The sequence below is a fragment of the Chitinophaga varians genome (genome assembly GCF_014529945.1).
In the GTDB taxonomy this organism is placed as follows: Bacteria; Bacteroidota; Bacteroidia; order Chitinophagales; family Chitinophagaceae; genus Chitinophaga; species Chitinophaga varians.
On record NZ_JACVFB010000002.1, the window covers coordinates 1477239 to 1500145 of the forward strand.

The 22907-nt window shown below is 48.2% G+C and carries 17 protein-coding genes and 1 tRNA gene; 9 read left to right on the top strand and 9 right to left on the bottom strand.

Going from position 1 to position 22907, the window contains the following annotated elements:
* Position 1: 1 nt before the first annotated feature.
* From ICL55_RS13900 to ICL55_RS13915, 4 genes are all read right to left on the bottom strand, one after another.
* Complete coding sequence (locus ICL55_RS13900) at positions 2–373, bottom strand: GntR family transcriptional regulator (RefSeq protein ID WP_188098052.1); 372 nt, start codon at positions 371–373, stop codon at positions 2–4.
* 11 nt (positions 374–384) lie between these two features.
* Positions 385–1188, bottom strand: coding sequence for a hypothetical protein (locus ICL55_RS13905; protein WP_188098054.1), 804 nt, complete (start codon positions 1186–1188; stop codon positions 385–387).
* An 8-nt stretch (positions 1189–1196) separates the two neighbouring features.
* Positions 1197–2030 (bottom strand): ABC transporter ATP-binding protein, encoded by an 834-nt coding sequence (locus ICL55_RS13910; protein WP_188098056.1) that lies wholly within the window; start codon positions 2028–2030, stop codon positions 1197–1199.
* A gap of 469 nt (positions 2031–2499) precedes the next feature.
* Complete coding sequence (locus ICL55_RS13915) at positions 2500–3777, bottom strand: serine hydroxymethyltransferase (protein WP_188098058.1); 1278 nt, start codon at positions 3775–3777, stop codon at positions 2500–2502.
* 193 nt (positions 3778–3970) lie between these two features.
* Between ICL55_RS13915 and ICL55_RS13920 the strand changes: the two genes are divergently transcribed.
* Both ICL55_RS13920 and ICL55_RS13925 read left to right on the top strand, forming a co-directional pair.
* Positions 3971–4963: a sugar phosphate nucleotidyltransferase gene (locus ICL55_RS13920; RefSeq protein WP_188098060.1), complete on the top strand. Its 993-nt coding sequence runs from the start codon at positions 3971–3973 to the stop codon at positions 4961–4963.
* Positions 4964–4981: 18 nt separating this feature from the next.
* Entirely contained in the window at positions 4982–5926 is a 945-nt protein-coding gene (locus tag ICL55_RS13925; RefSeq protein ID WP_188098063.1) for an NAD(P)H-dependent flavin oxidoreductase, read from the top strand.
* A 73-nt stretch (positions 5927–5999) separates the two neighbouring features.
* On the opposite strand, the gene ICL55_RS13930 is transcribed toward ICL55_RS13925, so the two are convergent.
* The 4 genes from ICL55_RS13930 to ICL55_RS13945 all read right to left on the bottom strand — a co-directional run bounded on the left by ICL55_RS13930 (position 6000) and on the right by ICL55_RS13945 (position 10427).
* Positions 6000–7304, bottom strand: a complete 1305-nt coding sequence (locus ICL55_RS13930) for an ABC transporter permease (protein WP_188098065.1) — start codon at positions 7302–7304, stop codon at positions 6000–6002.
* A gap of 18 nt (positions 7305–7322) precedes the next feature.
* The gene (locus ICL55_RS13935; protein ID WP_188098067.1) at positions 7323–8267 is read right to left on the bottom strand and encodes an ABC transporter ATP-binding protein; all 945 of its coding nucleotides are present in this window, start codon (positions 8265–8267) and stop codon (positions 7323–7325) included.
* Positions 8268–8313: 46 nt separating this feature from the next.
* The gene (locus ICL55_RS13940) at positions 8314–9885 is read right to left on the bottom strand and encodes an NAD(P)/FAD-dependent oxidoreductase (RefSeq protein ID WP_188098070.1); all 1572 of its coding nucleotides are present in this window, start codon (positions 9883–9885) and stop codon (positions 8314–8316) included.
* A 158-nt stretch (positions 9886–10043) separates the two neighbouring features.
* Positions 10044–10427: a DUF3127 domain-containing protein gene (locus ICL55_RS13945; RefSeq protein ID WP_078669114.1), complete on the bottom strand. Its 384-nt coding sequence runs from the start codon at positions 10425–10427 to the stop codon at positions 10044–10046.
* Between the two features lie 558 nt (positions 10428–10985).
* Here ICL55_RS13945 and dnaA point away from each other — a divergent pair.
* Both dnaA and ICL55_RS13955 read left to right on the top strand, forming a co-directional pair.
* Positions 10986–12419, top strand: coding sequence for a chromosomal replication initiator protein DnaA (gene dnaA, locus ICL55_RS13950; RefSeq protein WP_169223871.1), 1434 nt, complete (start codon positions 10986–10988; stop codon positions 12417–12419).
* A gap of 314 nt (positions 12420–12733) precedes the next feature.
* Positions 12734–12824: transfer RNA gene (locus ICL55_RS13955), tRNA-Ser, on the top strand.
* 273 nt (positions 12825–13097) lie between these two features.
* Here the strand turns inward: ICL55_RS13955 and ICL55_RS13960 are convergent.
* The gene (locus ICL55_RS13960; RefSeq protein WP_188098072.1) at positions 13098–14051 is read right to left on the bottom strand and encodes a hypothetical protein; all 954 of its coding nucleotides are present in this window, start codon (positions 14049–14051) and stop codon (positions 13098–13100) included.
* A gap of 98 nt (positions 14052–14149) precedes the next feature.
* On the opposite strand from ICL55_RS13960, the gene ICL55_RS13965 reads away from it, so the two are divergent.
* The 5 genes from ICL55_RS13965 to ICL55_RS13985 all read left to right on the top strand — a co-directional run bounded on the left by ICL55_RS13965 (position 14150) and on the right by ICL55_RS13985 (position 22886).
* On the top strand, positions 14150–14617 hold the full coding sequence (locus ICL55_RS13965; protein ID WP_188098074.1) for a GNAT family N-acetyltransferase: 468 nt from the start codon (positions 14150–14152) through the stop codon (positions 14615–14617).
* A 343-nt stretch (positions 14618–14960) separates the two neighbouring features.
* On the top strand, positions 14961–15371 hold the full coding sequence (locus ICL55_RS13970; RefSeq protein ID WP_188098076.1) for a GreA/GreB family elongation factor: 411 nt from the start codon (positions 14961–14963) through the stop codon (positions 15369–15371).
* Between the two features lie 141 nt (positions 15372–15512).
* Positions 15513–17867 (top strand): TonB-dependent receptor, encoded by a 2355-nt coding sequence (locus ICL55_RS13975; protein ID WP_188098078.1) that lies wholly within the window; start codon positions 15513–15515, stop codon positions 17865–17867.
* A 460-nt stretch (positions 17868–18327) separates the two neighbouring features.
* Positions 18328–21384 (top strand): SusC/RagA family TonB-linked outer membrane protein, encoded by a 3057-nt coding sequence (locus ICL55_RS13980; protein ID WP_223151425.1) that lies wholly within the window; start codon positions 18328–18330, stop codon positions 21382–21384.
* A 29-nt stretch (positions 21385–21413) separates the two neighbouring features.
* The gene (locus ICL55_RS13985) at positions 21414–22886 is read left to right on the top strand and encodes a RagB/SusD family nutrient uptake outer membrane protein (protein WP_188098081.1); all 1473 of its coding nucleotides are present in this window, start codon (positions 21414–21416) and stop codon (positions 22884–22886) included.
* The last annotated feature ends 21 nt before the right edge of the window (positions 22887–22907 follow it).

Sequence of the window (22907 nt, forward strand, 5' to 3'; positions counted from 1 at the left end):
GTTATTTGAAATTAGATTTTTTGAATTTTTCGTAATACGGTTTCAGTTCATCTACATCGATATCCAGCAGATACATGCTGCGAAAGAGAGTGGGCAGCTCGTTGGTGATGAATGAATCTTTTTTGAACTGCCTGATTTTTTTAACAGCGTCGTTGCTGATGAAATAACCGATGCCTCTTTTATTGTAGATGATCTCCTGCTGCTGCAGCAGTTCGCAGGTGCGCATGACGGTATTGGGATTGACTTCCAGCTGAACGGCCAGCTCCCTGACGGATGGGATGCGTTCTTCCGGTTGCCATTTGTTCAGTAGCACCTGTTCGCATATATAGTCTGCAATCTGCAGATAAATGGCTTGTGAGTCTTTGAATTCCATTTGGCAATGTTTTAGATTTCCTTGTCTTTTAACCGGAAATAGGCGACGGTCCAGAGAACGGGTGCCAGCACGTACTTTGCAATGAATACATAGCTGTCTATCATACGCTCTGAGATGATAAATACATCTGTTTTAAACTTACCGCCAAAGGTCCCTACCAGTATAAAGGGCACATTTTGAAATGGTGTGGGCGTATTGCGGCCGAACAGTATCCAGACAAACAGCGTGTTCACGAGATAGAAGCCTCCAATACAAAGCAGGATGGCCACCAGCGTTTTAATAAAAGCCAGCCGGACGAAGGACACCGCTCCCAGTAAAAACACGGCATGAAGAAAGATATAGGCGAAATAGATATAGATATGGCCATCTTGCAAATCCAGGAACTCCCAGTCCATGAGAAGACCTGCCTGATGCCGGACGATAGAAGCCCGATTGAGCAGCAACAGGGCTGAATAGGAGGCAATGTGGTATACAAGGAGGTAACCAACCGTGGTGACCAGGAAAATCGTGAAGAACTTCTCAAAGTGGGAAGCGGGCAGCATGAGAAACTGGCTTCCTTTTTCTTTATTGGAGAGATCGTTGAAAGCCATACTGGTAAATAACAGGCCACCAAAGAAAAGACCAAAATAGTAGACGCCTACCACTTCGCTCAGATGCCGGGGTGCATTATCCGTGAGCAGCATAAAGGCTGGTATCAACATCAGCAAGCCAAAGATAGAGAAGGCTCCCAGCAGGTATGGTTTCCACGATGCCAGCATATGGTATTGGAAATAGTAGCCCAGGCGGCGGAAATCCAGGACGTTATTAGGTTGCATGTGTTTTATCAGTTAAAAAGTTCTTGAATAGGTTGGCGGTTGGAGAGGATCGCGTTAAACAACAGTTCCATGTCGATCTTGCTTTGCTCCATGTTTTCATTTTTCAAGATCACGGAATGGCCGCGCAGACTACTATCTGCGTACAGAATAGGCAGACGGTCGTCCAGCTGTGCCAGCAGTTTGAAACTCAGTTTATCCGTTACCGTGCCTACGTCCTGATGGAAGATGATTTTGTGATCATCGATGATCACGATACTATCGATCAGGTTATCGAGGTCTCTCACCTGATGCGTGGAAATCACCATGCACTTGTCGTCTGTCACAGCCGCTGCCATCACTTTGCGGAACTGGCTTTTGGAAGGGATGTCCAGCCCGTTGGTAGGTTCATCCATGATGAGCACTTTGGTGTTGGTGGCCAGCGCAAAACTGATAATGACTTTTTTCTTCTGACCATAAGACATGTTGGTCAGCTGTTGGTCCTGCGGAATGGCAAATTCCTTCAGATAGCTGTAGAACGCCTGTTCATCGAAGCGGGGATAAAAAGGAGCATTGGCGGCAACATAACTACGGATGCTGATTTTGGGCAAAAAGAACTCTTCCGGTACCAGGAATATTTCCCGGAGGAAAGAAGGCTGCCTTTTGGCCGTTTTATGACCCATTACCTCACAGGTGCCCCCGTCGGGGAATAACAAACCGGCTATCTGCTTGAGCAGGGTAGACTTGCCAGCACCGTTTTTGCCGAGGAGGCCATATATATGACCTGCCTCCAGATGCAGGCTGAGATCCTCGAACAGGGGCCTGTTGGGGCGGTAGCTGAATTTTAGGGATTGGATGTTAATCATATCGTGTGATTTAGTGTACTACTTAACTAGTACACTATAAAAGTACGACTTCATTTGAGAAATCAAAAAAAAAATTTGGAGGGATGGCTGGGTGCCTGAAAAAATGGCTGGGGAAAATGATGGGGATCGAATCCCTAATCCCAGGGCTGAAGCCCTGGGCTACGTTGTGATTCAGGCTTTTTAGCTGTAATGGCACGTAAGGGGTTGGGATGTGGCTTCTATGTTGATTTTCGTTCTTTGGGAGGAAGGATCACCTGGATTGTGATGGGGGTTCTATACATGGTTTTCACTGTATAATCTCATTAAATAGAATCCAGGCCTCCTGATGAATATCCTGCAGAAAAAGGATTTGAACAACATCGTTGCCCAGGGTGTGAGCCCTGGGAACTGGGAGCTGAGCTCTGGGAACCGGGCCCAAAAAAGGCTGCCCCGGTATGGGGCAGCCTTGCTATGATGGTATGTGATCATCCTAGAGTTCCGGATACAGGGGGAATTGTTGCATGAAGCCATTCACTTCACCTCTTACTTTAGTGATAAGGGCTTCGTTGTCGGCGTCCATCAGCAGTTGGTCGATCCAGTCAACGATCTGCTCCATATGACCTTCTTTCAGGCCGCGGGTAGTGATGGCAGGAACGCCTACACGGATACCGGAAGTGATGAAGGCCGATTTATCGTCGAACGGCACCATGTTTTTGTTGGCAGTGATTTCTGCTTTCACCAGGGTTTGTTCGGCTTTTTTACCGGAGATATTTTTGTTGCGCAGGTCAATCAGCATCAGGTGGTTGTCTGTACCGCCGCTGATGATCTGATAGCCTCTGTTGACGAAGCTTTTAGCCATAGACTGCGCGTTTTTCAGGATTTGTTTGGCGTATACGTCGTATTCGTCAGACAGGATTTCGAAGAAAGACACGGCTTTGGCAGCAATCACGTGTTCCAGCGGGCCGCCCTGGATACCGGGGAATACCGCAGTATCGATGAGGGAGCTCATGAGGCGGATTTCGCCTTTCGGTGTTTTCAGGCCGAATGGATTTTCGAAGTCCTTGCCCATCATGATCATACCGCCGCGGGGACCGCGCAGTGTTTTATGGGTGGTAGTGGTTACGAAATGGCAATGTTCAAATGGTGAGTTGAGCAGTCCTTTGGCGATAAGGCCGGCAGGGTGTGCAATATCAGCCAGTACGAAGGCGCCTACCTGATCAGCGATTTCGCGGATACGTTTGTAATCCCAGTCGCGGCTATAAGCGGAAGCACCGCATACGATCAGTTTGGGTTTTTCGCGGTTGGCGATTTCCTCCATTTTATCATATTCTACGAGGCCGGTTTCTTTGTTAACGCCATAGAAATGAGGCTCATAAAGCTTTCCGGAGTAGTTTACCGAAGAGCCGTGGGTGAGGTGGCCGCCCATGCTCAGGTCCAGGCCGAGGATTTTGTCGCCCGGCTGCAGGATGGCCAGCATGACAGCTGCATTGGCCTGTGCACCGGAGTGAGGTTGTACGTTGGCATAAGCAGCACCAAATATTTGTTTAGCCCTGTCGATGGCCAGTTGTTCGCTCTGGTCCACGATTTCGCAGCCTGCGTAGTATCTTTTGCCAGGGTAGCCTTCGGCATATTTATTCGTCATCACATTACCCATGGCCTGCATTACCTGCAAGCTGGTAAAGTTCTCAGATGCGATCAATTCGATGCCATGGCGCTGACGCTCCAATTCCTGGCGGATAATATCAAATATTTGCTGGTCTCTTTGCATGATGCCTTAAAATTTGCTGCAAATTTAAAATAACTCCCGATGAAATGCAATTCAGAGATTTATCGATTTTCATATTGGTGAATTTTGTGTTTTTGAATGTTAAAATTCGCACATTCATAAAGGCCAAAACCAGTTATTCTTCATAATTTGTCCTAATTTCGCGGCATTCGGAGCTTATCCTAACTACAACTACATGAAGGCAATAATACCTGTGGCAGGAGCTGGTACTAAACTCAGGCCACATACATATACACAACCCAAAGCACTTATTCCTTTAGCCGGCCGGACCATATTGAGCATTATCGTGGATCAATTGGTGGATGCGGGTATCACGGAATTTGTTTTTGTGGTAGGCTATCTGGGTGAGAAAATACAGCATTACGTTGAGAAGAAATATCCGCAGCTGACCTGTCACTTTGTGCAGCAAAACAGCCGTGAAGGTACCGGTCATGCTATCCTGCTGACCCGTGAAGTAGTCGCTAACGATGAAGTGCTGATCGTACTGGGTGATACCATCTGTGAATGCGACTTCAAAGAAGTGATCGCTTCTCCCTATTCTGTACTGGGATTGAAAAAAGTGGATGACCCGCGCAACTTCGGCGTGGCTGAACTGGACGAGGGCGGAAAGATCACCCGGGTGGTGGAAAAACCACAAATCCCTAAATCGAATCTGGCGCTGGTGGGACTGTATAAAATCAAGGAGAGCGCACAGCTGTACGAATGCCTGCAGGCCAACATCGACAATCATATCAAGTCGCACGATGAGTTTCAGCTGACCGATGCGCTGGAATGCATGATTGAGCATGGTGTGCAGTTTAATGCATTTAAAGTGATCAACTGGTTCGACTGTGGCCGTAAGGACACCCTGTTGGAAACCAATGCCATCCTGCTGAAAAAATACAAAGCGGCCAACAATCCGGTATTGCCGTATGAGAATACCATCATCATACCCCCTGTGAGCATCGGAGAAGGCTGCAACATCAAAAACTCCATCATTGGCCCTAATGTGGCCGTGGGCGACAATACCGTGATCAACTACTCCATCGTGAAAGATTCTATTATCGGTTCTTTCAGTAACCTGTATGAAGTGGTGCTGAAATCATCGCTGATAGGCAGCGATGCCAATATCCGCGGCCTTAGCCAGAGCCTTAATATCGGCGACAATACAGAAATCGATCTGGGCTAAAGATATTATATTCGTTACATGAACCGGATTTCCTCTTTATTCGGGATACAATACCCGATTGTACAAGCCGGCATGATATGGGCCAGCGGATGGCGTTTAGCCAGTGCAGTGAGTAATGCAGGCGGGCTGGGCCTTATTGGCGCAGGCAGTATGTACCCCGATGTACTGAAGCATCATATCCAACGCTGTAAAGAAGCTACCAACAAACCTTTTGGGGTAAACGTACCCTTGCTGTATCCGGATATCGAGCAATTGATCAACATCATCCTGGAAGAAAAAGTACAGGTGGTGTTTACGTCTGCCGGTAATCCCAAAACCTGGACACCCATTTTGAAAGCTGCCGGCATAAAGGTGGTGCATGTGGTATCCAGTTCCGCCTTTGCGCTGAAAAGCGAAGCTGCCGGCGTAGATGCCGTGGTGGCAGAAGGTTTTGAAGCGGGTGGCCATAACGGTCGCGAAGAAACGACGACCATGGTACTGATACCGGCTGTCTGCGAAAAAGTGCAGATACCGGTGATCGCAGCAGGCGGCATCGGCTCCGGAAGGGCCATGGCAGCGGCCTTCGCGCTGGGAGCCTCCGGAGTACAGGTAGGCAGCCGCTTTGTGGCAACCCCCGAAGCATCTTCCCATATTAACTTCAAACAGGCGGTGGTCAACGCGAAAGAAGGCGATACCATGCTGAGCCTGAAGAAACTAACGCCTGTACGACTGATTAAAAATCATTTTTACGAAGCGGTGAAGACCGCAGAAGATGGCGGCGCTGAGCCGGATGCGCTGAAGGTGCTGCTGGGCCGCGCCCGCGCTAAAACCGGTATGTTTGAAGGCAACCTGGAAGAAGGAGAGCTGGAAATAGGCCAGGTAAGCGCGTTGATACACGATATTAAACCCGCCGCAGCGGTACTGGAAGATATCTGGAATGAGTTTCAGACAGTGCGGAAGCAGCTGGGCAATTTAATCATTTAATCATTTTGATATTTGATTATTTAAAGTATGCCTGGCATACTTTAAATAATCAAATATCAAAATGATTAAATAACTACTTTATCACCCATTTTAGGGCTTCTTTCAACGTAATTTTTTTACCATAGAGCAGGATGCCCGTGCGGTATATCTTTCCGGCTGCCCACGTATTCACGATAAAACCAGCGATCAATAACGTAAAAGATAAAGCCAGTTGCCAGTAAGGCACCGTTCCCGGCACACCATAAGGCAAACGGGCCATCATCACCATGGGTGAGGTGAAAGGAATAATGCTGCCCCATACTGCCAGCTGGCTGCCTGGGTCTTGCACTGCCTTCATCATGATCATAATACCGATAATGATCGGTACGGTGATAGGAAAGGTGAGTTGTTGCACATCGGAGGCGTCTTCATTGGCCAGGCTGCCGATAGCGGCAAACAGGGAAGAGTAGAAAAGATAACCGCCGAGGAAATAAAATGTAAAACAGGATAACAGCAACGACCAGTTAATGCTGTCCACCACGTCTGTTACCCGGCGAAAAGCTTCAGCTGCCTCCGCATTGTTGCCCTGCGCCATCATATTACTCTGACTGGCGGCCTGAATGCTTTCAGGGGAAAGGAATAGCGGTATGACGGCATAAATCACGCTGATCAGCACGCCCCATATGAGAAACTGTAACAGTCCCACGGCGGCGATGCCTACAATCTTGCCCATCATGAGCTGGAAAGGTTTTACGCTGGAGATCATCACTTCGGCGATGCGGTTCACTTTCTCTTCCATCACGCCGCGCATGACGGAGGTGCCGAACAGCAGCAGTACGATATAGATGGTGAAGCCGCTGGCATAGCCTACGCCGTAGGCCACCCATGAATTGCCTTTCTTTTCATCGCTACCGCTTTTGAATTCGACGGAGATATTAGAGCGGAGTGCGTCCAGCTTGGATTTATCGATGCCTTCCAGCTCCATGCGTTTTCTTTCGATCACGTTGTTGATATCGCCGTTGATCGCTGTTTCCAGGGAGATGCCTGCCTGGCCTTTACTGTAGTATTCCAGTCCGGCAGGGCGATTGATATCAATCTCCGGTATATAAAGGATACCGGAATAGTCTTCCGCTTCGTAGTGGCGTTTGAGACTGTCGAGGTTGGCGTCTGGCAGGTATTTGAAGTAGACGCCTCTTTTATCCGGCAGCTGGTTGTTGAAGATGCCGCTTTTATCGATGACCGCGATGCGTTTGCTTTCGCTGCCACTGACAGCCATGAGGATGGGGATAATGATCATAGCAGCAAATGCTACCGGCACCAGTAGTGTTACTACCAGGAAGGAGCGTTTGCGGACGCGGGTAAGGAATTCTCTTTTAATGATAAGCCATATCTTGTTCATAGTCGATGTGCTGGGTGATCAGGCAGGTTGCTGCGCAGCTGTGGCAACAGGCGCTTTTTCCGTTTGTTGTACCTGGGTGATAAATACTTCGTTGATGGAGGGTAATATTTCCTCGAAATAGGTAACGGGTATGTTCTGATGGATGAAGTGTAGCAGGATATCGTTGGTGGAGCTGTCTTCATTCATCTTTACGGTGACGGTATTTTCGTGTATGTTGATGATGGTGAAGTGGTAGGTGGCCATCTGTGCCGCGTTGGGTACAACGCCCAGCCCTATACGGAAGAGGCCTTGCTTGAAGTCCTGTTTGATTTGTTTGACGCTGCCATCGAGTATTTTATGGCCTTTGTTGACCAGCATGATGTGGTCGCATATTTCTTCCACCTGTTCCATGCGGTGGGTGGAGAAGATGATGGTGGTACCTTTTTGGGCGAGGTCAAAGATTTCCTGCTTGATCAGGTTGGAGTTGATCGGATCGAGGCCGGAGAAGGGTTCGTCGAGGATGAGTAGTTTAGGGTCATGCATGATGGTGGAGATGAACTGCACTTTTTGTTGCATGCCTTTACTGAGTTCGTCCACGCGTTTGTTCCACCAGGAGTTGATTTCGAATTTATCGAACCATTTTTTGATTTTCTCCGTGGCTTCTTTTTCGCTGAGGCCTTTGAGGCGTGCGAGGTAGAGGGTTTGCTCGCCTACTTTCATTTTTTTGTACAGGCCTCTTTCTTCCGGCATATAGCCGATGAGCGGGGTATCGCGCTGTGGCTCGAAAGGTTTGCCATTGAGCAGGATGGAGCCTTCGTCGGGGTAGAATATGCCGGTGATCATGCGTAGCAGGGTGGTTTTCCCGGCCCCGTTGGGGCCGAGCAGACCGAATATACTGCCTTGCCGGATATCGAAGCTGATATCGTCCACGGCTTTGTGGGTGGCATAGTGCTTTTTCAGATTTTTGACTTCGAGTAGATTCATGATGAAAATTTAGCAATTATTCGTGAATAATATGCTATGCCTTTCATCATGATAATCCCTGAAGGCGGTCGGCGATCATGGCGGCCACGCGTTCTCCGTCCATGGCGGCGGACACGATCCCGCCGGCATAGCCGGCGCCTTCACCGCAGGGGTATAAGCCTGCCAGTTGCGGATGTTCCAGGGTATCGTTGTCGCGCGGTATCCTTACGGGAGAGGATGTACGTGATTCTGTGGCCACGAGGATGGCGTTATCTGTATAGTAGCCTTTTATTTTACGGCCGAAAGCTTTGAAGGCACCGGCGAGGCGTTGGTGTACCGCTGCCGGCAGCACGGTGCGCAGGTCGGTGCTGTTGACGCCGGGCAGATAGGAGCAGTCGGGCAGTGTCGTTGATACTTTGCCTTTTACGAAGTCGGTCATCCGTTGTGCCGGTGCCACGAAGTGGCCGCCGCCGGCGAGGAAGGCCTGCCGTTCCACCGCCTGTTGATAATACATGGCTGCGAGTGGGCCGTGGTGGGCAAATGGAGCGAAGTCGGATTCGTCTACGGTAACGACCATACCGGAGTTAGCGTAGGGGTTGTTGCGTTTGGAGGGCGACCAGCCGTTGACTACCAGTTCACCGGGATCTGTGGCGGCCGGCGCGATGATGCCGCCGGGGCACATACAGAAGGAGAATACGCCGCGGCCTTCCACTTGTTCCACGAGGCTGTAGCTCGCTGGTGGCAGGTATTCGCCGCGTAGGTCGCAATGGTACTGGGCGCTGTCGATCAGCTCCTGTGGGTGTTCCACACGAACGCCGAGGGCAAAGGGTTTGGCTTCCAGCAGTATGTTTTGCCGGTGGAGCATAACGAAGATATCACGGGCGGAGTGGCCGGTGGCGAGGATGACTTGTCGTGCGCTGAAAGTGTCTCCTGCAGCGGTTTCTACGCCGGTAATAGCGCCATTGTGTAGCTGAAGGCTGCTGACTTTCTGTTCGAAGTGTACTTCTCCGCCGGCGGCGATGATCTGTTCGCGCATGGCCGTGATGATATGCGGTAGTTTGTTGGTACCGATATGCGGGTGTGCGTCGATCATGATTTTCTCTTCCGCGCCGAAGTGTACGAATATGTTGAGGATGCGGTTGATATCGCCTCTTTTGTTGGAGCGGGTATACAGTTTACCGTCGGAGTAGGTACCAGCGCCGCCTTCGCCGAAGCAGTAGTTGGAGTCGGGGTGGACGATGCCGGTTTTATTGAGGGCCGCGAGGTCGCGGCGGCGTGCGCGTACATCTTTGCCTCTTTCGAGGATGATGGGTTTGATGCCGGCTTCAATGAGGCGCAGGGCTGCGAAGAGGCCGGCGGGGCCGGCACCGGCGATGATGACCGCGGGTGCGTTGGCGGGCAGTGGTTTGTAGACCGGATGTGCATGTACCCTTTCATGGAAGGGTTCATTGACAAATACGAGCAGGGTGAGGATGAAATATACCTGTTGTCTGGAACGTGCGTCGATAGAGCGTTTGAGCAGGTGGTATCCGGTGATGGCAGCAGGTTTTACGCCGAGGGTGGCAGCAGCCTGTGTAGTAATGCGGGCAGGATGAGCTGCGTCAGCAGGCGTCAGCTTCAGTGAGATTTGTTGTTGCATAAACGTAGTTAGGGAGTTATCCTAAAAAGAGTTATGAATTATAAATTTTGAGCTTTGACTTTATAACGAAGAGCTTAGCGGATAATGTGTTTTGAAGCATTATACGCTAAGCTCTTCGCAATAAATTCGTCTCGTCATTCAGCATGACCGTGTGGTCATTAAAATGGCAGATCGTCGCCACCATCGCCGGCAGCAGGCATCTGCGGAGTGTTGTAGTTAGGCATGGGGTCTGCGCCGGGAGCAGGAGCTGCCATTACAGATTCCATACGCCATGCGTCCAGGTTGGTGATGTAGTTGACTTTGCCGTCTTTTTCCCATCTGGTGCCTTTGATATTGAAATAAACTTTAACGTTTTCACCTTCATTGAACCGGTCAACAATACCTGTACGGTCCTGTACGGACTGGAATTTGATATAGTTGTTAATCACACGGCCGTTGATATCATCAGATTTCTCAATAACGAACTCTCTTGTTTTAAAAGTTTCGCTGCGTTGTACCGTGTTGTACTTCACAATCAGCTTTCCGGTAATTTCAAAACTCATAGAAAAATTTTTTAAATTCAGAAGCATCAAAGATACGGTATTCAGCCAAGTGCGTGCAAATATTTTTTATTTAAACCGGGCGCGCGGATATCTAATCAATTTATCTGGTAATAACTAATTGGAAACACATTTTTTTAAATGGAGATACTAACATAGTTTTGCACCCTCGCAGAAAAAATTGTGAATATCTCACCCTTTTCCTGCGGTCGTTTTTTTTGCCATGAGGAGGTGCGATATTATTTTATCAGTTATATATCCATATTTATGATAAAAAGGACAATGAGAAAGACAAAGATGCTGCTAATCAACGGAGTTTATAGTACTGAAATCCGTGTAACGTTAGTGCTGTAAAGCACTGGCAGCAGGGCATGGCGCAGTATCAACACACTGTTGTCAGCAGAATATAAACAAGGGTAGATAAATTTTTTTTTTCAACATTTTCTACAGATATTCGTCGTCCTGTCTGAAAATTTTTCAACATCCTGCGTTGGGAGATTTCTAAAATTCGAGAACTAAGCAGCATCCTTAATTAAGAAACAACTAATTTATTTTATCTCAATGAATAAAACTTGCGAACAAGTTTGGGAAAGGTGTCTTAATATAATTAGGGATATTGTGGAATGGCAGCCGTTTAAAACCTGGTTTGAACCTATTAAGCCCATTAAACTTGAAAACAATGTTTTAACCATCCAGGTCCCCAGCCAATTCTTTTATGAATACCTTGAAGAGCATTATGTGGGATTGTTAGGGAAAACTATAAAAAGAGAATTAGGTAAAGAAGCCCGGTTGGAATACCGCATTGTAGTGGAGAACGGTACACCACACCAACATCCCAGAACTGTGAATATGCCCACGCAGTTCACCAAGCCCCAGAAAGATAATGAGGTAGACTTTCCGTTAACCATACATAACCCGGTAAAGAACCCATTCGTTATCCCGGGGATTAAACGGGTACAGATCGACTCTCAGCTCAATCCAAATTATACGTTTGATGCGTATATAGAGGGAGATTGTAACCGTGTGGCGCGCCGGGCAGGAAAAACGGTCGCGGAAAAACCAGGCGGTACCTCTTTCAACCCACTGGTGATCTATGGTGGCGTTGGACTGGGAAAGACACACCTCGCACAGGCGGTGGGCAATGAAGTGAAGCGTATTCATCCGAATAAGGCCGTACTGTATGTGAGTGCCGAGAAATTCATTAACCAGTTTATTGATCACTCCAAGAATAATATCATCAACGATTTCATTCACTTCTATCAACTGATAGATGTACTGATCGTAGATGACATCCAGTTCTTTGCCCGTGCAGAAAAAACACAGGACGCGTTCTTCGCGATCTTTAACCATCTGCATCAATCAGGCAAACAACTGATCCTTACGTCGGATAAGGCCCCCAAAGACCTCGATGGCGTACAGGAACGACTGCTGAGCCGCTTCCGCTGGGGCCTCAGCGCGGATATCCAGATACCGGACTTTGAAACCAGAATGGAAATTCTGGAACTCAAAATGAGAAACGACGGACTGGAAATGCCGAAAGAAGTAGTGAAGTATGTGGCCTATAACATACAAACAAACGTACGTGAACTGGAAGGAGCACTCATCTCCCTGCTGGCACAGTCTTCCCTGAACCGCAAAGAGATTGACCTCGAACTGGCTAAACGTGTACTGAAGTCTTTCGTTAAAACTTCTTCCAAAGAAATTACCATCGAAAGTATCCAGAAAATGGTCTGCGAATACTTCGACGTGCCTTACGATAAACTGTTGCAGAAAACACGCAAACGCGAAATCGTACAGGCGAGACAGATAACCATGTACCTGGCTAAGTCATTCACAAAAAATTCCCTGAAAACCATCGGTGAACATTTCGGCGGCAGGGACCATACTACCGTGATCCACAGCTGTCAGACCGTTAAAGACCTGATGGATACTGATAACAATTTCCGCGATAGCGTCATTGAACTACAGCAAAAAGTACAGTTGGCCGCTATGTAATGGCCACCCCTAACCTATTTGAATAATGCCGCTCCACTCCGGAGCGGCATTATTGTTTATGATATATTTATAAAAATTTATATGCATTTTTAACATCGTTTTCCCGTTTATAAACAATCATACTGCTGCTAATGGTGGTATGAAACACAAAAAAGTATAGCGTTGCTTTTGAAGGTAATGCCCTGTAATGCTTTACAGTAAAGCGTTTCGCTGATAGATGTTCACAACGTCAAAGAAAATTTTCGAAAAAATTTAAATTGCTTTTGGAGAATATAAAACTTTTCCTATTTTTGCAACCCCTTCACAGAGGAACTGGTGAGGTGCCTGAGTGGCCGAAAGGAACGGTTTGCTAAACCGTCGTACGGGCTTAAACCTGTACCGAGGGTTCGAATCCCTCCCTCACCGCGGAAAAAAGCCTTTAAACATAGTTTGAAGGCTTTTTTATTTTAACTGGTTTCGGAAGTAGATATTGACTCCCACATAGTACAAAACAGCGATAGAAGTTCGAAAAGAACTTGTATCGCTGTTTTGCTTTTGGCAGCTTAGCTTGAAAAGGTTCAACCAGTTTATCGGACTTTTCAATTGCGTGCGCACTGAGGACTCAATTGAAAAAAGGTAAGTATAAGTTGCTGTTAAACGTTAATAATAAAGACGAAAAGGCCTTCTATATTGGGGGGATTAAGCCTTCTTTTCAGCAAAGGATAAATTATTGGTTAACTGAAGAAAGCGGAGATACGCCGTTGTTTTGATAAAATCCTGAAATCTTTCCTGGTTCACATTAAGGCCATCCTCGATCCAATCAGCTTTCTCCACTAAAAGAGCAGGATTTAAAACAAGTTTATTTTCGCCAACATCATGCACGCAAAGAATGTAGTGAGGGGGAATGAATCCTTTAATGCTAAATTCCTTTTCATGAGGGAAAAAGCTATCCTTAATCACGGGAAGTTTTTTTTCAATAATAGCCTTTTCATAGGTTTTGAGCTTTCCGGCATTCATATATAGCGTGAAGTTTTTAGGAAGCCAGAGAAAAATTACCAGATTATCTTTAGTTGTATTATTTAATGCTATTGCAGGGGATAAGGTAGTTGATACAAAATTCACCAATCTGCTACTGTTTTCGGTATGTAACCCAAATAAATAATAGTCAAAAAAAAGTGAATTTTCGGTTAGGGCGTTACAGAAGGCTTTTTTATTGGCAGATTCTCTGAAATATTTTAAATCAACCGGAGGATTCCCACCCAGCTCCGAATAAGAATCAAATATCCAGCTTGCTACATTGACATCGGTGGCATTAATATGTTTTAAGGGATGTGGTATTTCATCAGGTTTGCAGAGAAAGTTTTTTGCCTTTTCGCCGACCAAAAACAATCCGTCGTATAAGCTATCATTAGAATTTAGTTTATCCGCCAGTTTGGCTTTTAAAGTCGATTTTTTCATGCCCCGCAAGAGGAGCGGCAAATCTGCTATATCTTCATTAATGATACTTTTTATCTTTTCTAATATAATGGCCCTGTCAGACTCGTCCAGGATTTCATACTCGCTGAAACATGTTTTCAATTCCTGAGAATTGATAAGTTTCGATAGCAATCTTCCAGGAGTCTCGTTGTTATAATATTCAAGTAAGTTTTGCATAGGAAATAGATCAATTTTGTTATACTTTAACAGAGCGCCCTTCAAATGACTGGGTTATCTATTTAAATGTAAGGTAATTTATCATTAAATAGTTTCGCATGGAATCAATTATTATCAGAGCAGCTTCACCCCTCGACTCAAAACAATTAAGCGATTTAATCTGCGAAAACGCAGAAGCCTTGCTAAAACCTCATTACAGCAGAGAACAGTGGGACATTTTCATTAAATATTATTCGGAACAGACCATGGCTGAAAAAATACGTCAACAAACGATTTTCTGTGCGGAAGCAAATGGTGAAATGGTGGGTACTGTTGCGCTGGACGGCGATTTTGTAGTAGGCTTTTATACACGGCTTCAGCAGGTGAATCAGGGAATAGGAAAACAATTAATGTCGCATTTGGAAAATTATGCGCGTACGCGTGGCATAGAAACGTTACAATTAGCTGCATCTCCTGCAGGACTGGCCTTCTATTACAAAAATGGCTGGGAGAAAGTAAAGGACTTCACTGTTTACCATTATGGCGTGGGCTTTGAAGAGACGTTAATGACCAAAAAGTTAGGCTGATCGCCTTCGTTGTTTGTGTATTCATACGCATCGGAGAGGCTGCGCTCCACTATTTTTAGTACCTTTAGGCTGCGTGAAAAATCTTTTCTCCATATTCATTTTCTTTTCTTCTGCCAATCTTCTTCAGCTGGCGGGCGTTACGCCTTTTGCTGGTGGCAGACTGTATTTCTTTTCAAACTTTAAAGACTTCAATAAGTAATCCCCGCTCCGTGTGTTATTGACGGAACGGGGATTATCTGAGAGCGGCAGCTGGTGATTCCGTCACCAGCTGCCGGATAGCTATTGCTGCCTGCCACCGTCGACGATGGCAACAGGCAGCCTATTGTCTGAAAAAAAATACGACATGATAATGACTACTCATAAAGCACCTTTGTTATTACTGGAGAAAGATTATGAACTGCTGCTCAACCATCTGAAGAAGAGCGATCCGCCGCTGATGTACGATAAACAGATACAACAGCAACAGCTGGAAAAAATCAAAACAGCCAGTATACTGCCCACAGATGATTTCCCCAACAGCGCCTCGCGTTTATACTCCACCGTTATTATCCGGGATACGGTGAACCGCATTAACCTGGAATACAGGCTGATGCCGCCGGACGAAGCCGATGAACTGAATGGTGGCATATCTGCCCTGTCGCTGTTTGGACTGGCCCTCATGGGATTACAGCAGGGAGAGAGTTTTACCTGGCAGCTTTCCGGCAGAAAAAAATACTACGCGGTAGTGGAAGTGCGCAACAGCGCTTTTGTATAATGGTAACCGCTCATCCGGCCACAAAGCAATTGTGGCCGGATTGCTCTCAAAATTCCTGAATGCGCAAATACCGGCCTTTATTATTCCTGAATTCGTAAATCATTCCGTATGCCTGCTTCTACCTTTGCAAAAATTTATTGCATGAGCACAACGTTGAAGCGGATGATATGGGGGATATGGATGCTGCTGCCTTTGTGGGTGGCAGCCCGGCAGGAAACAACAGGGACCTTGTCGGGGAAAATTACTTCGCTGGAGCATCAGCCACTGGAACTGGTATCGGTGTCATTACCGGTGTTGCAGAAAGGAACGCTGACCAACAGCGCAGGAGAATACCAGATCAGCGGCATCACACCGGGGACATACACACTGCGTATACAGATGTTGGGTGCTACCGAAAAGGATTTTACGGTGACCATCACCGCGGGACAGTCAACCATCCTGGATTATCAGCTTAGCAAAGAAAATATACAGGCCTTGCAGGAAGTGAGGGTGGTGGGTAACGTGAATAAGTTCTCCCATAAAGAGAGTATTTATATCAGCCGCCTGCCCCTGAAAAACCTGGAAAATCCGCAGGTATACAATATTGTACCTAAAGCATTGATAGAAGAACAGATGGCATTGGACCTTGGTAGTATTTCCCGTAATGTGCCCGGCGCCGGTATCCCGATGCTGGCCAATCAGGGTCGTGTCACCTTCCGCTCCCGCGGCTTTGAAACAGAGCCTAACGCCAGAAATGGCGTTGCCGGCGCTGCCTTTTCAACGATCGACCCAGCCAACCTGGAAAGGGTGGAAGCTATCAAAGGCCCGTCTGCCACGTTGTTTGGCACCAATGTGTCCAGCAGTTACGGTGGGTTGTATAACCGTGTTACTAAAAAGCCTTATAACGGTTTCGGTGGTGAAGTGGCCTACTATGGCGGTAACTGGAACTTTAACCGGTTGACGGTAGATGTGAATACACCGGTGAATAAAGATAAAACAATGCTGTTCCGCTTGAATGGGGCTACCACATTTGAGCAGAGCTTTCAGGACATGGGCTTTACCCGCAGCCTGAGCCTCGCCCCCAGCTTCTCGTATCAGATCACCGATAAGCTGTCGTTGTTGCTCGATGTGGAGTTTGGTCAGGCCAAAGGTACTTCAGTCGTGCGTTTCAATCCTTATAACGGCAGTAATAAAACGCAGTCCATCGCTGATATGGGTTTTCCTTATAACCGCATGTTCCTGGGCAATGACATCGCGTATCAAACGCAGATGATGAACATCTTTGCACAGTTGAACTATAAAATATCTGCTAACTGGACCTCCCAGACGATCCTCTCCCGTGCCCGCTCTTCTATCGACGGCTATATCACAGCACTGAACGGCCGCTCGGATTCTACGTTGCGTGCGCAGGTGATGGTGGGCTACACGGCTTTTATCGCCACAGATATTCAACAGAACTTCATCGGTGACTTTAAACTGGGGCCTTTCCGGAACCGCCTGGTGGTGGGACTGGACTACTACAACAACGCCAACTCATTTGACCGTGTTTCCGTTAACGGACCTACGGTAAACTTTATCAACCCGGGTAACAGCTACAAAATTACCCGTGCAGATATTGATGCGTTAGTGCCCAACGGTACGCCCCGCCGGGAGAACAACGGCGATAATACCTACGCTGTATATGCTTCCAACGTCATCAATTTTACGGACCGTCTCATGGCCATGTTAAGTCTGCGGCTGGACCGCTACGAGAACCAGGGCGTGTATAACATCACTACCGGCGTTACCAATGGCGCTTATGGTCAGACGTCCCTGTCTCCCAAGTTAGGCCTCGTATATCAGGTGGTGAAAGACAGGGTATCGCTGTTTGGTAACTATATGAATGGCTTCCTCAACAAAAGCGGTTCAGATGCACAGGGCAATTCATTTAAGCCGGAGCAGGGCAATCAGCTGGAATACGGCGTAAAGGCAGATGTGCTGGACCACAAGCTGGTAGGCACGGTCAGCTACTACGATATCCGCGTTAAAAACGTTTTACGTACGGATCCCAATGACGTGAACTATTCTATCCAGGATGGTACGCAGCAAAGCAAAGGTGTGGAGGTGGAAGTGACCGCTGCACCGGTAACGGGGCTGAATATTGTGGCAGGATATGCTTATAACGACAGTAAATACACGAAAGCAGATAAGTCAGTTGAGGGACTGCGTCCTGCGCTGTCCGGACCCGATAAAATGCTGAATTTCTGGGCCAGTTACCGTTTTCCCCAGGGTACACTGAAAGGCCTCGGCATTGGTTTCGGCGGCAATGCGGGCAGTGCTTCTTACCAAACCAATACCCAGACCGCCAAGGTGATCATCCCGTCGTATACCATCCTGAATGCAGCCCTGTTTTATGACTACGGCAAAATTCGTGTAGGCGCCAAGGTAGACAACCTGACCAGTGAAAAAGCCTGGTCGGTGCGGCTAACGCCACAAAACCCGGCACGTTTCACGGGTAGCGTCAGTCTTAAATTCTGATAGCAACGAAAAGAGCCGGGTTAAAACCCGGCTCTTTTCGTTTGTGGGTAATGTATCTCCACTGGATAAAAAAAATCTTGCAACGAATAGTCTACAAATATTGTGTACTAAAAAAAATAGTATTACTTTTACGCCGTTGTCATATCAGCGCACACTGTAAAACCAATCTATATACAGCAGAACCGGCCTTGTGTAGTTTTTAGCACCACCCGATAAAACTACCGGCAGCAGTGTGGCGGGGCAACTTATTCTTCAATACTAAACTTTAAGTAGATGTCAACCACTGACAACTTTAACCGTACATGCGGAGCGCGGTGCTGTTTCGTATGCTGTTGTAGACGGTAACAGCTTTCCGACGCTTTCCCTTTTATCATTTCTCTGAGAAGCCCGTTTCTCCGGGCAGGCCTTGTTATGTCCTGCTGCCAACTATACTGGCAGTGGGCGGTCCAAACTTTAAAACATGCAAAGAATGTTACGAAAAAACATACTGGCATGGATAGGGCTATCCATGCTTTATCTCCTGCCGCTGCTGGTAGTGGCGCAGGTACCCACCACGCCGCTGATCAATTCGCATCTGACGGGGCGTGTGGTAGATGCCCGCACCCATGAGCCGTTGCCCGGCGCGATAGTCAATATCAAAGGCACTACTCACGGTGTCTCTACAGATGCGGAAGGACGATTTGTATTCGTTACCGGACAGAAATTTCCCTACACGCTGATCATCAGTTACATCGGCTATCGCAAAATAGAAGTAACTGCCACCGGCGGCCACATTGAGATTCCATTGGAAGCGATACAGAGCCAGTTGAACGATGTGGTGGTAGTAGGCTATGGTACACAGAAAAAAAGTGACCTCACCGGCGCTATCGCATCTGTTTCCGGTCCGCTGCTGAAGCAGCCGGTCAGCTCTTTTGATCAGGCCTTAAAGGGCGCCATTCCTGGTGTGCAGGTAACGCAGACGTCGGGGCAGCCCGGCGGCGGTGTCAGCATCCGCGTCCGCGGTGGCAGCTCCATCCAGGGCGGTAATGAACCGCTGTATGTCATCGATGGTTTTCCTATCTACAACAGTACCGCCAGCCCCGGCATCCTTACGGGCGCACCGGTGAACCCGCTGGCCAGTATCAACCCTGCTGACATAGAGAGCATCGATATCCTGAAAGATGCCTCGGCTACGGCCATCTATGGCTCCCGCGGCGCTAACGGCGTGGTGATCGTCACTACCCGCAAAGGCAAAGCAGAGAGGAACACACTGAACTATGAAGGCTCTTACGGCGTGCAATCACTCCGGAAGAAAATAGACCTGCTGGATGCACACGACTTCGCCATCTTGCGCAACGAGGCGTTATATGACGCTAATCCGTCGAAAGGGCCGAACCAGTACCTGTCGCCAGACCAGATCAGCCAGCTGGGTAAAGGCACCGACTGGCAGGATGCGGTGTTCCGTACGGCGCCGGTGCAGAACCACCAGCTGTCTGTCAGCGGTGGCAACGCCAAAACCCGCTACCTGCTCTCCGGCAACTACTTCGATCAACAGGGGATTATCAAACACACGGATTTTACCAGGCTGGGTATCCGGGCTAACGTAGATGCGCAGCCGTTAGATAAGCTGAAAGTGAGCGCCAGCCTGTCTGTTAATAAGTCAGATGCTAATGTGGCGCCATCCGGATTTATCACCTCGTTGTTATCAATGCCGCCTACTGCCACTATCTATGAGCCTAATGGCAGCTATACGCTGCGTAACCCTTTTGAAAATATTTTCGCCAATCCGGTGGCCACGATCAACGAGCAGGTGAATAAATCCACCACCAATCGCCTGCTGGGAACGGCGTTTGCAGAATATAATATCCTCGATGGCCTGAATGTGAAAGTGCTGCTGGGCGCCGATGTGAACAATACCACCGAAAAAAATTATATCCCGTCCACCATCTACGAAGGGATACTAACCAAGGGGAGCGCTGCCCGCGGCACGTATAACGCCTACTCCTGGCTGAATGAAAACACGGTGACGTACACACGTAATATTGCTAAACATACTTTTGATGTGCTGGCGGGCTTTACACAACAGGAATTTAAAAGCGAGATTGTGAGAGCCGGCGCACAGAATTTTGTTACCGACGACCTGACCTACAACAGTTTACAAAGTGGCGCCACACTGGTGCGACCCTTTGCCGATGCCACCAACTGGGTGTTGCATTCTTACCTGGCCCGTGTTAACTACAACTACAACAGCCGCTATTACTTCACGGCCAGCATCAGGGCAGATGGCTCTTCCCGTTTTGGGAAAGGCAATAAGTGGGGCTATTTCCCTTCTGCCGCGGCTTCATGGCGCATCAGCAGTGAGCCGTTTTTCAAAGAGGCCTCCCATGTGGTGAATGACCTGAAACTACGTGCCAGCTTCGGCACCACCGGTAACCTGGAAATCGGGGAGTACCAGTCGCTCGCTACGTTGTATAGCCTGAACTATCTCTTCGGGAAAAATATGGCCACTGGTTTCGCTCCTTCCCGTTTGGCAAACGATCAGCTGGGATGGGAGAAAACCTATCAGTATAATGCTGGTCTGGATGCGGCTTTCCTCAATAGCCGTTTGTTGTTTACCGTGGATGCTTACTATAAGAAGACAACCAACCTGCTGTTGAATGTGGAAATTCCCTGGACCTCCGGACAGGCTTCTTCTTTACAGAACTTTGGTTCAGTGCTCAATAAAGGCATAGAGCTGAGCCTTAGCAGCCGCAACTTTACCGGAGCCTTCACCTGGAACACTGATTTTAATATCTCCTTTAACCGCAACGAGGTGCTGAAAATCGGTAATGGCGCACAATCCTATATCAGCGGCAGTTACATCATCCAGGTAGGTAAACCGCTGGGCAGCTTCTACGGCACGGTCACAGATGGCATCCTGCAGGCCGGAGAGGAAGCGACTAAAGGGAAGTATACCGGCAATGCTGTTCCCAAAGCAGGTGACCGGCTATATAAAGACATCAACGGCGACGGCGTTTTTACTACCGCCAACGACCGTGCGATTATTGGCAATGCGCAACCGGATTTTATCCTCGGCCTGGGCAATAACTTCTCCTGGAAAGGGTTTTCACTCTCTGTGTTCCTGCAAGGCTCCTATGGTAACAGCATCCTGAACTCCAACCGGCAGTCGCTGGAGCTGTTTACCGGCCAGCAAAATGCGGCCGCTTCCGCTCTCGACCGCTGGACACCGGCCAATCCCAGTCATACCATGCCCCGCGCCAAGCTGGACCCCGCGCCGGTATTCTCCGACCGCTTCATCGAAAGCGGTTCATTTCTGCGGGTGAAGAATGTCTCATTGGGCTACACCTTGCCCCGGTCAGTCATCGGAAAAATATCAGCGGTCAATGTGTTCGTATCTGCCCAGAACCTGCTGACATGGACTTCCTACACCGGCTTCGATCCTGAAGTCAGCTCCGGCAATAACGTATCACCCGGAACAGACCTTGGTATCTATCCGGTATCACGGACGGTCAGTGCAGGCGTACGCGTTACCCTGTAGTCGTTATTCATCTCCCAAAAAATGAATGTATGAAAAAAGCATTTTTACGATATAGTGTGTTACTGGTGCTGCTGGGAGCTTCCTGCTCCAAACTGGATGAACATCCGGAGTCAGTGCTGATCACCGATAATTTTTACCAAAACGAAGCCGAGGCCAATGCAGCTGTGACGGCAGCTTACCGTAAGTTATACGAGACCGGGCAGTCGCTTTATAATAGCCTCTTTCAGATAGGCGTGGAAATGGCCACGGATGATTACGAAGCAGGGCCCCGGGCACGTAATGCCCACGTACGAGCTATTTCAGGCCTCACGCACGATGCCTCCAACGACCGGATGGAACAGTTGTGGAAGCAGAGTTATGACGCCATCAATGTGTCCAATATCGCTATCGATCGGATAGCGCTGATAAAAAAAGAGAACATCTCTGAAACCATCCGCACACGGTTGATCAACGAAGCAAAGTTCCTGCGTGCGTTGCATTATTTTAATCTGGTAAGATGGTTTGGTGCGGTGCCGTTAGTATTGCATGAACCGGCCTCCCTGTCGCCGGATGCGTTGTATGTAGAGAAGGCGCCGGAAGCAGATGTATATGCCCAGGTTATCAGCGACCTCACTGCTGCTGAGAATCTTCCTGCTCCGGGTGAGTATGGCGCCAACGATATCGGCAGGGCCACCGCCGGCGCGGCTAAGAGCCTGCTGGCAAAAGTGTACCTCACCCGGAAAGACTGGGCCCAAGCGGCCGCTAAAAGTAAAGAAGTGATCGACAGCCACTGGTATGGCCTGTTTGAGAATTTCGCGGACGTGTTTAATGTAGGTAAGAAGAATGGCATTGAACATATTTTTTCTGCGCAGTTTCTGGGCAATTCCGGCTATCAGGGCAACAGCCTGGCCAGTCGCTCCGCCCCTAACGAGGTGCCCGGTATTAACGGCGATTACGCCGATGCCCTGCACAAACAGGGAGGGCTATACGAAAGCTTCGCCGAAGGGGATGCCCGTAAAGCGGTCACCTTCGTTACACAGATGGTCAGCCCTACCGATGGGAAGCTTTACACGTTTGAACCACATTTCAATAAATACTACGATGCTGCGGTGGTGGGCAATCAGGGAGAGTCTTCCAAAAACCTTCCTATTATCCGCTATGCGGAGGTGTTACTCATTTATGCGGAAGCCCTCAATGAGCTGAATGGGCCTTCTACAGAAGCTTATCAGGCCATAGATGCCGTCAGGCAACGATCTGGCATCGCACGTTTGCAGGATGTAGCGCCCGGTTTGAGTACCGATAATTTCCGTGATTCCCTGTTTCAGGAAAGAAGAAAAGAGTTCGTATATGAATACCAGCGCTGGTTTGATCTGGTAAGACGCGGTCCGGACTACTACGTGAAAGTGCTGAAAGCTGCCGGTAAAACACTGGCGGCGCCCAGGCATATCCACTTCCCGACACCGCAGCGGGAGCTGAATCTCAATCCTAAACTGAAACAAGACCCGTTGTGGGTTAATTATTGATACCGCATTTAAAGTATATCT

Coding starts and splice junctions, on each gene's coding strand:
- ICL55_RS13900 (WP_188098052.1), bottom strand. CDS start 373: ATGGAATTCAAAGACTCACAAGCCATTTATCTGCAGATTGCAGACTAT.
- ICL55_RS13905 (WP_188098054.1), bottom strand. CDS start 1,188: ATGCAACCTAATAACGTCCTGGATTTCCGCCGCCTGGGCTACTATTTC.
- ICL55_RS13910 (WP_188098056.1), bottom strand. CDS start 2,030: ATGATTAACATCCAATCCCTAAAATTCAGCTACCGCCCCAACAGGCCC.
- ICL55_RS13915 (WP_188098058.1), bottom strand. CDS start 3,777: ATGCAAAGAGACCAGCAAATATTTGATATTATCCGCCAGGAATTGGAG.
- ICL55_RS13920 (WP_188098060.1), top strand. CDS start 3,971: ATGAAGGCAATAATACCTGTGGCAGGAGCTGGTACTAAACTCAGGCCA.
- ICL55_RS13925 (WP_188098063.1), top strand. CDS start 4,982: ATGAACCGGATTTCCTCTTTATTCGGGATACAATACCCGATTGTACAA.
- ICL55_RS13930 (WP_188098065.1), bottom strand. CDS start 7,304: ATGAACAAGATATGGCTTATCATTAAAAGAGAATTCCTTACCCGCGTC.
- ICL55_RS13935 (WP_188098067.1), bottom strand. CDS start 8,267: ATGAATCTACTCGAAGTCAAAAATCTGAAAAAGCACTATGCCACCCAC.
- ICL55_RS13940 (WP_188098070.1), bottom strand. CDS start 9,885: ATGCAACAACAAATCTCACTGAAGCTGACGCCTGCTGACGCAGCTCAT.
- ICL55_RS13945 (WP_078669114.1), bottom strand. CDS start 10,427: ATGAGTTTTGAAATTACCGGAAAGCTGATTGTGAAGTACAACACGGTA.
- dnaA (WP_169223871.1), top strand. CDS start 10,986: ATGAATAAAACTTGCGAACAAGTTTGGGAAAGGTGTCTTAATATAATT.
- ICL55_RS13960 (WP_188098072.1), bottom strand. CDS start 14,051: ATGCAAAACTTACTTGAATATTATAACAACGAGACTCCTGGAAGATTG.
- ICL55_RS13965 (WP_188098074.1), top strand. CDS start 14,150: ATGGAATCAATTATTATCAGAGCAGCTTCACCCCTCGACTCAAAACAA.
- ICL55_RS13970 (WP_188098076.1), top strand. CDS start 14,961: ATGATAATGACTACTCATAAAGCACCTTTGTTATTACTGGAGAAAGAT.
- ICL55_RS13975 (WP_188098078.1), top strand. CDS start 15,513: ATGAGCACAACGTTGAAGCGGATGATATGGGGGATATGGATGCTGCTG.
- ICL55_RS13980 (WP_223151425.1), top strand. CDS start 18,328: ATGCAAAGAATGTTACGAAAAAACATACTGGCATGGATAGGGCTATCC.
- ICL55_RS13985 (WP_188098081.1), top strand. CDS start 21,414: ATGAAAAAAGCATTTTTACGATATAGTGTGTTACTGGTGCTGCTGGGA.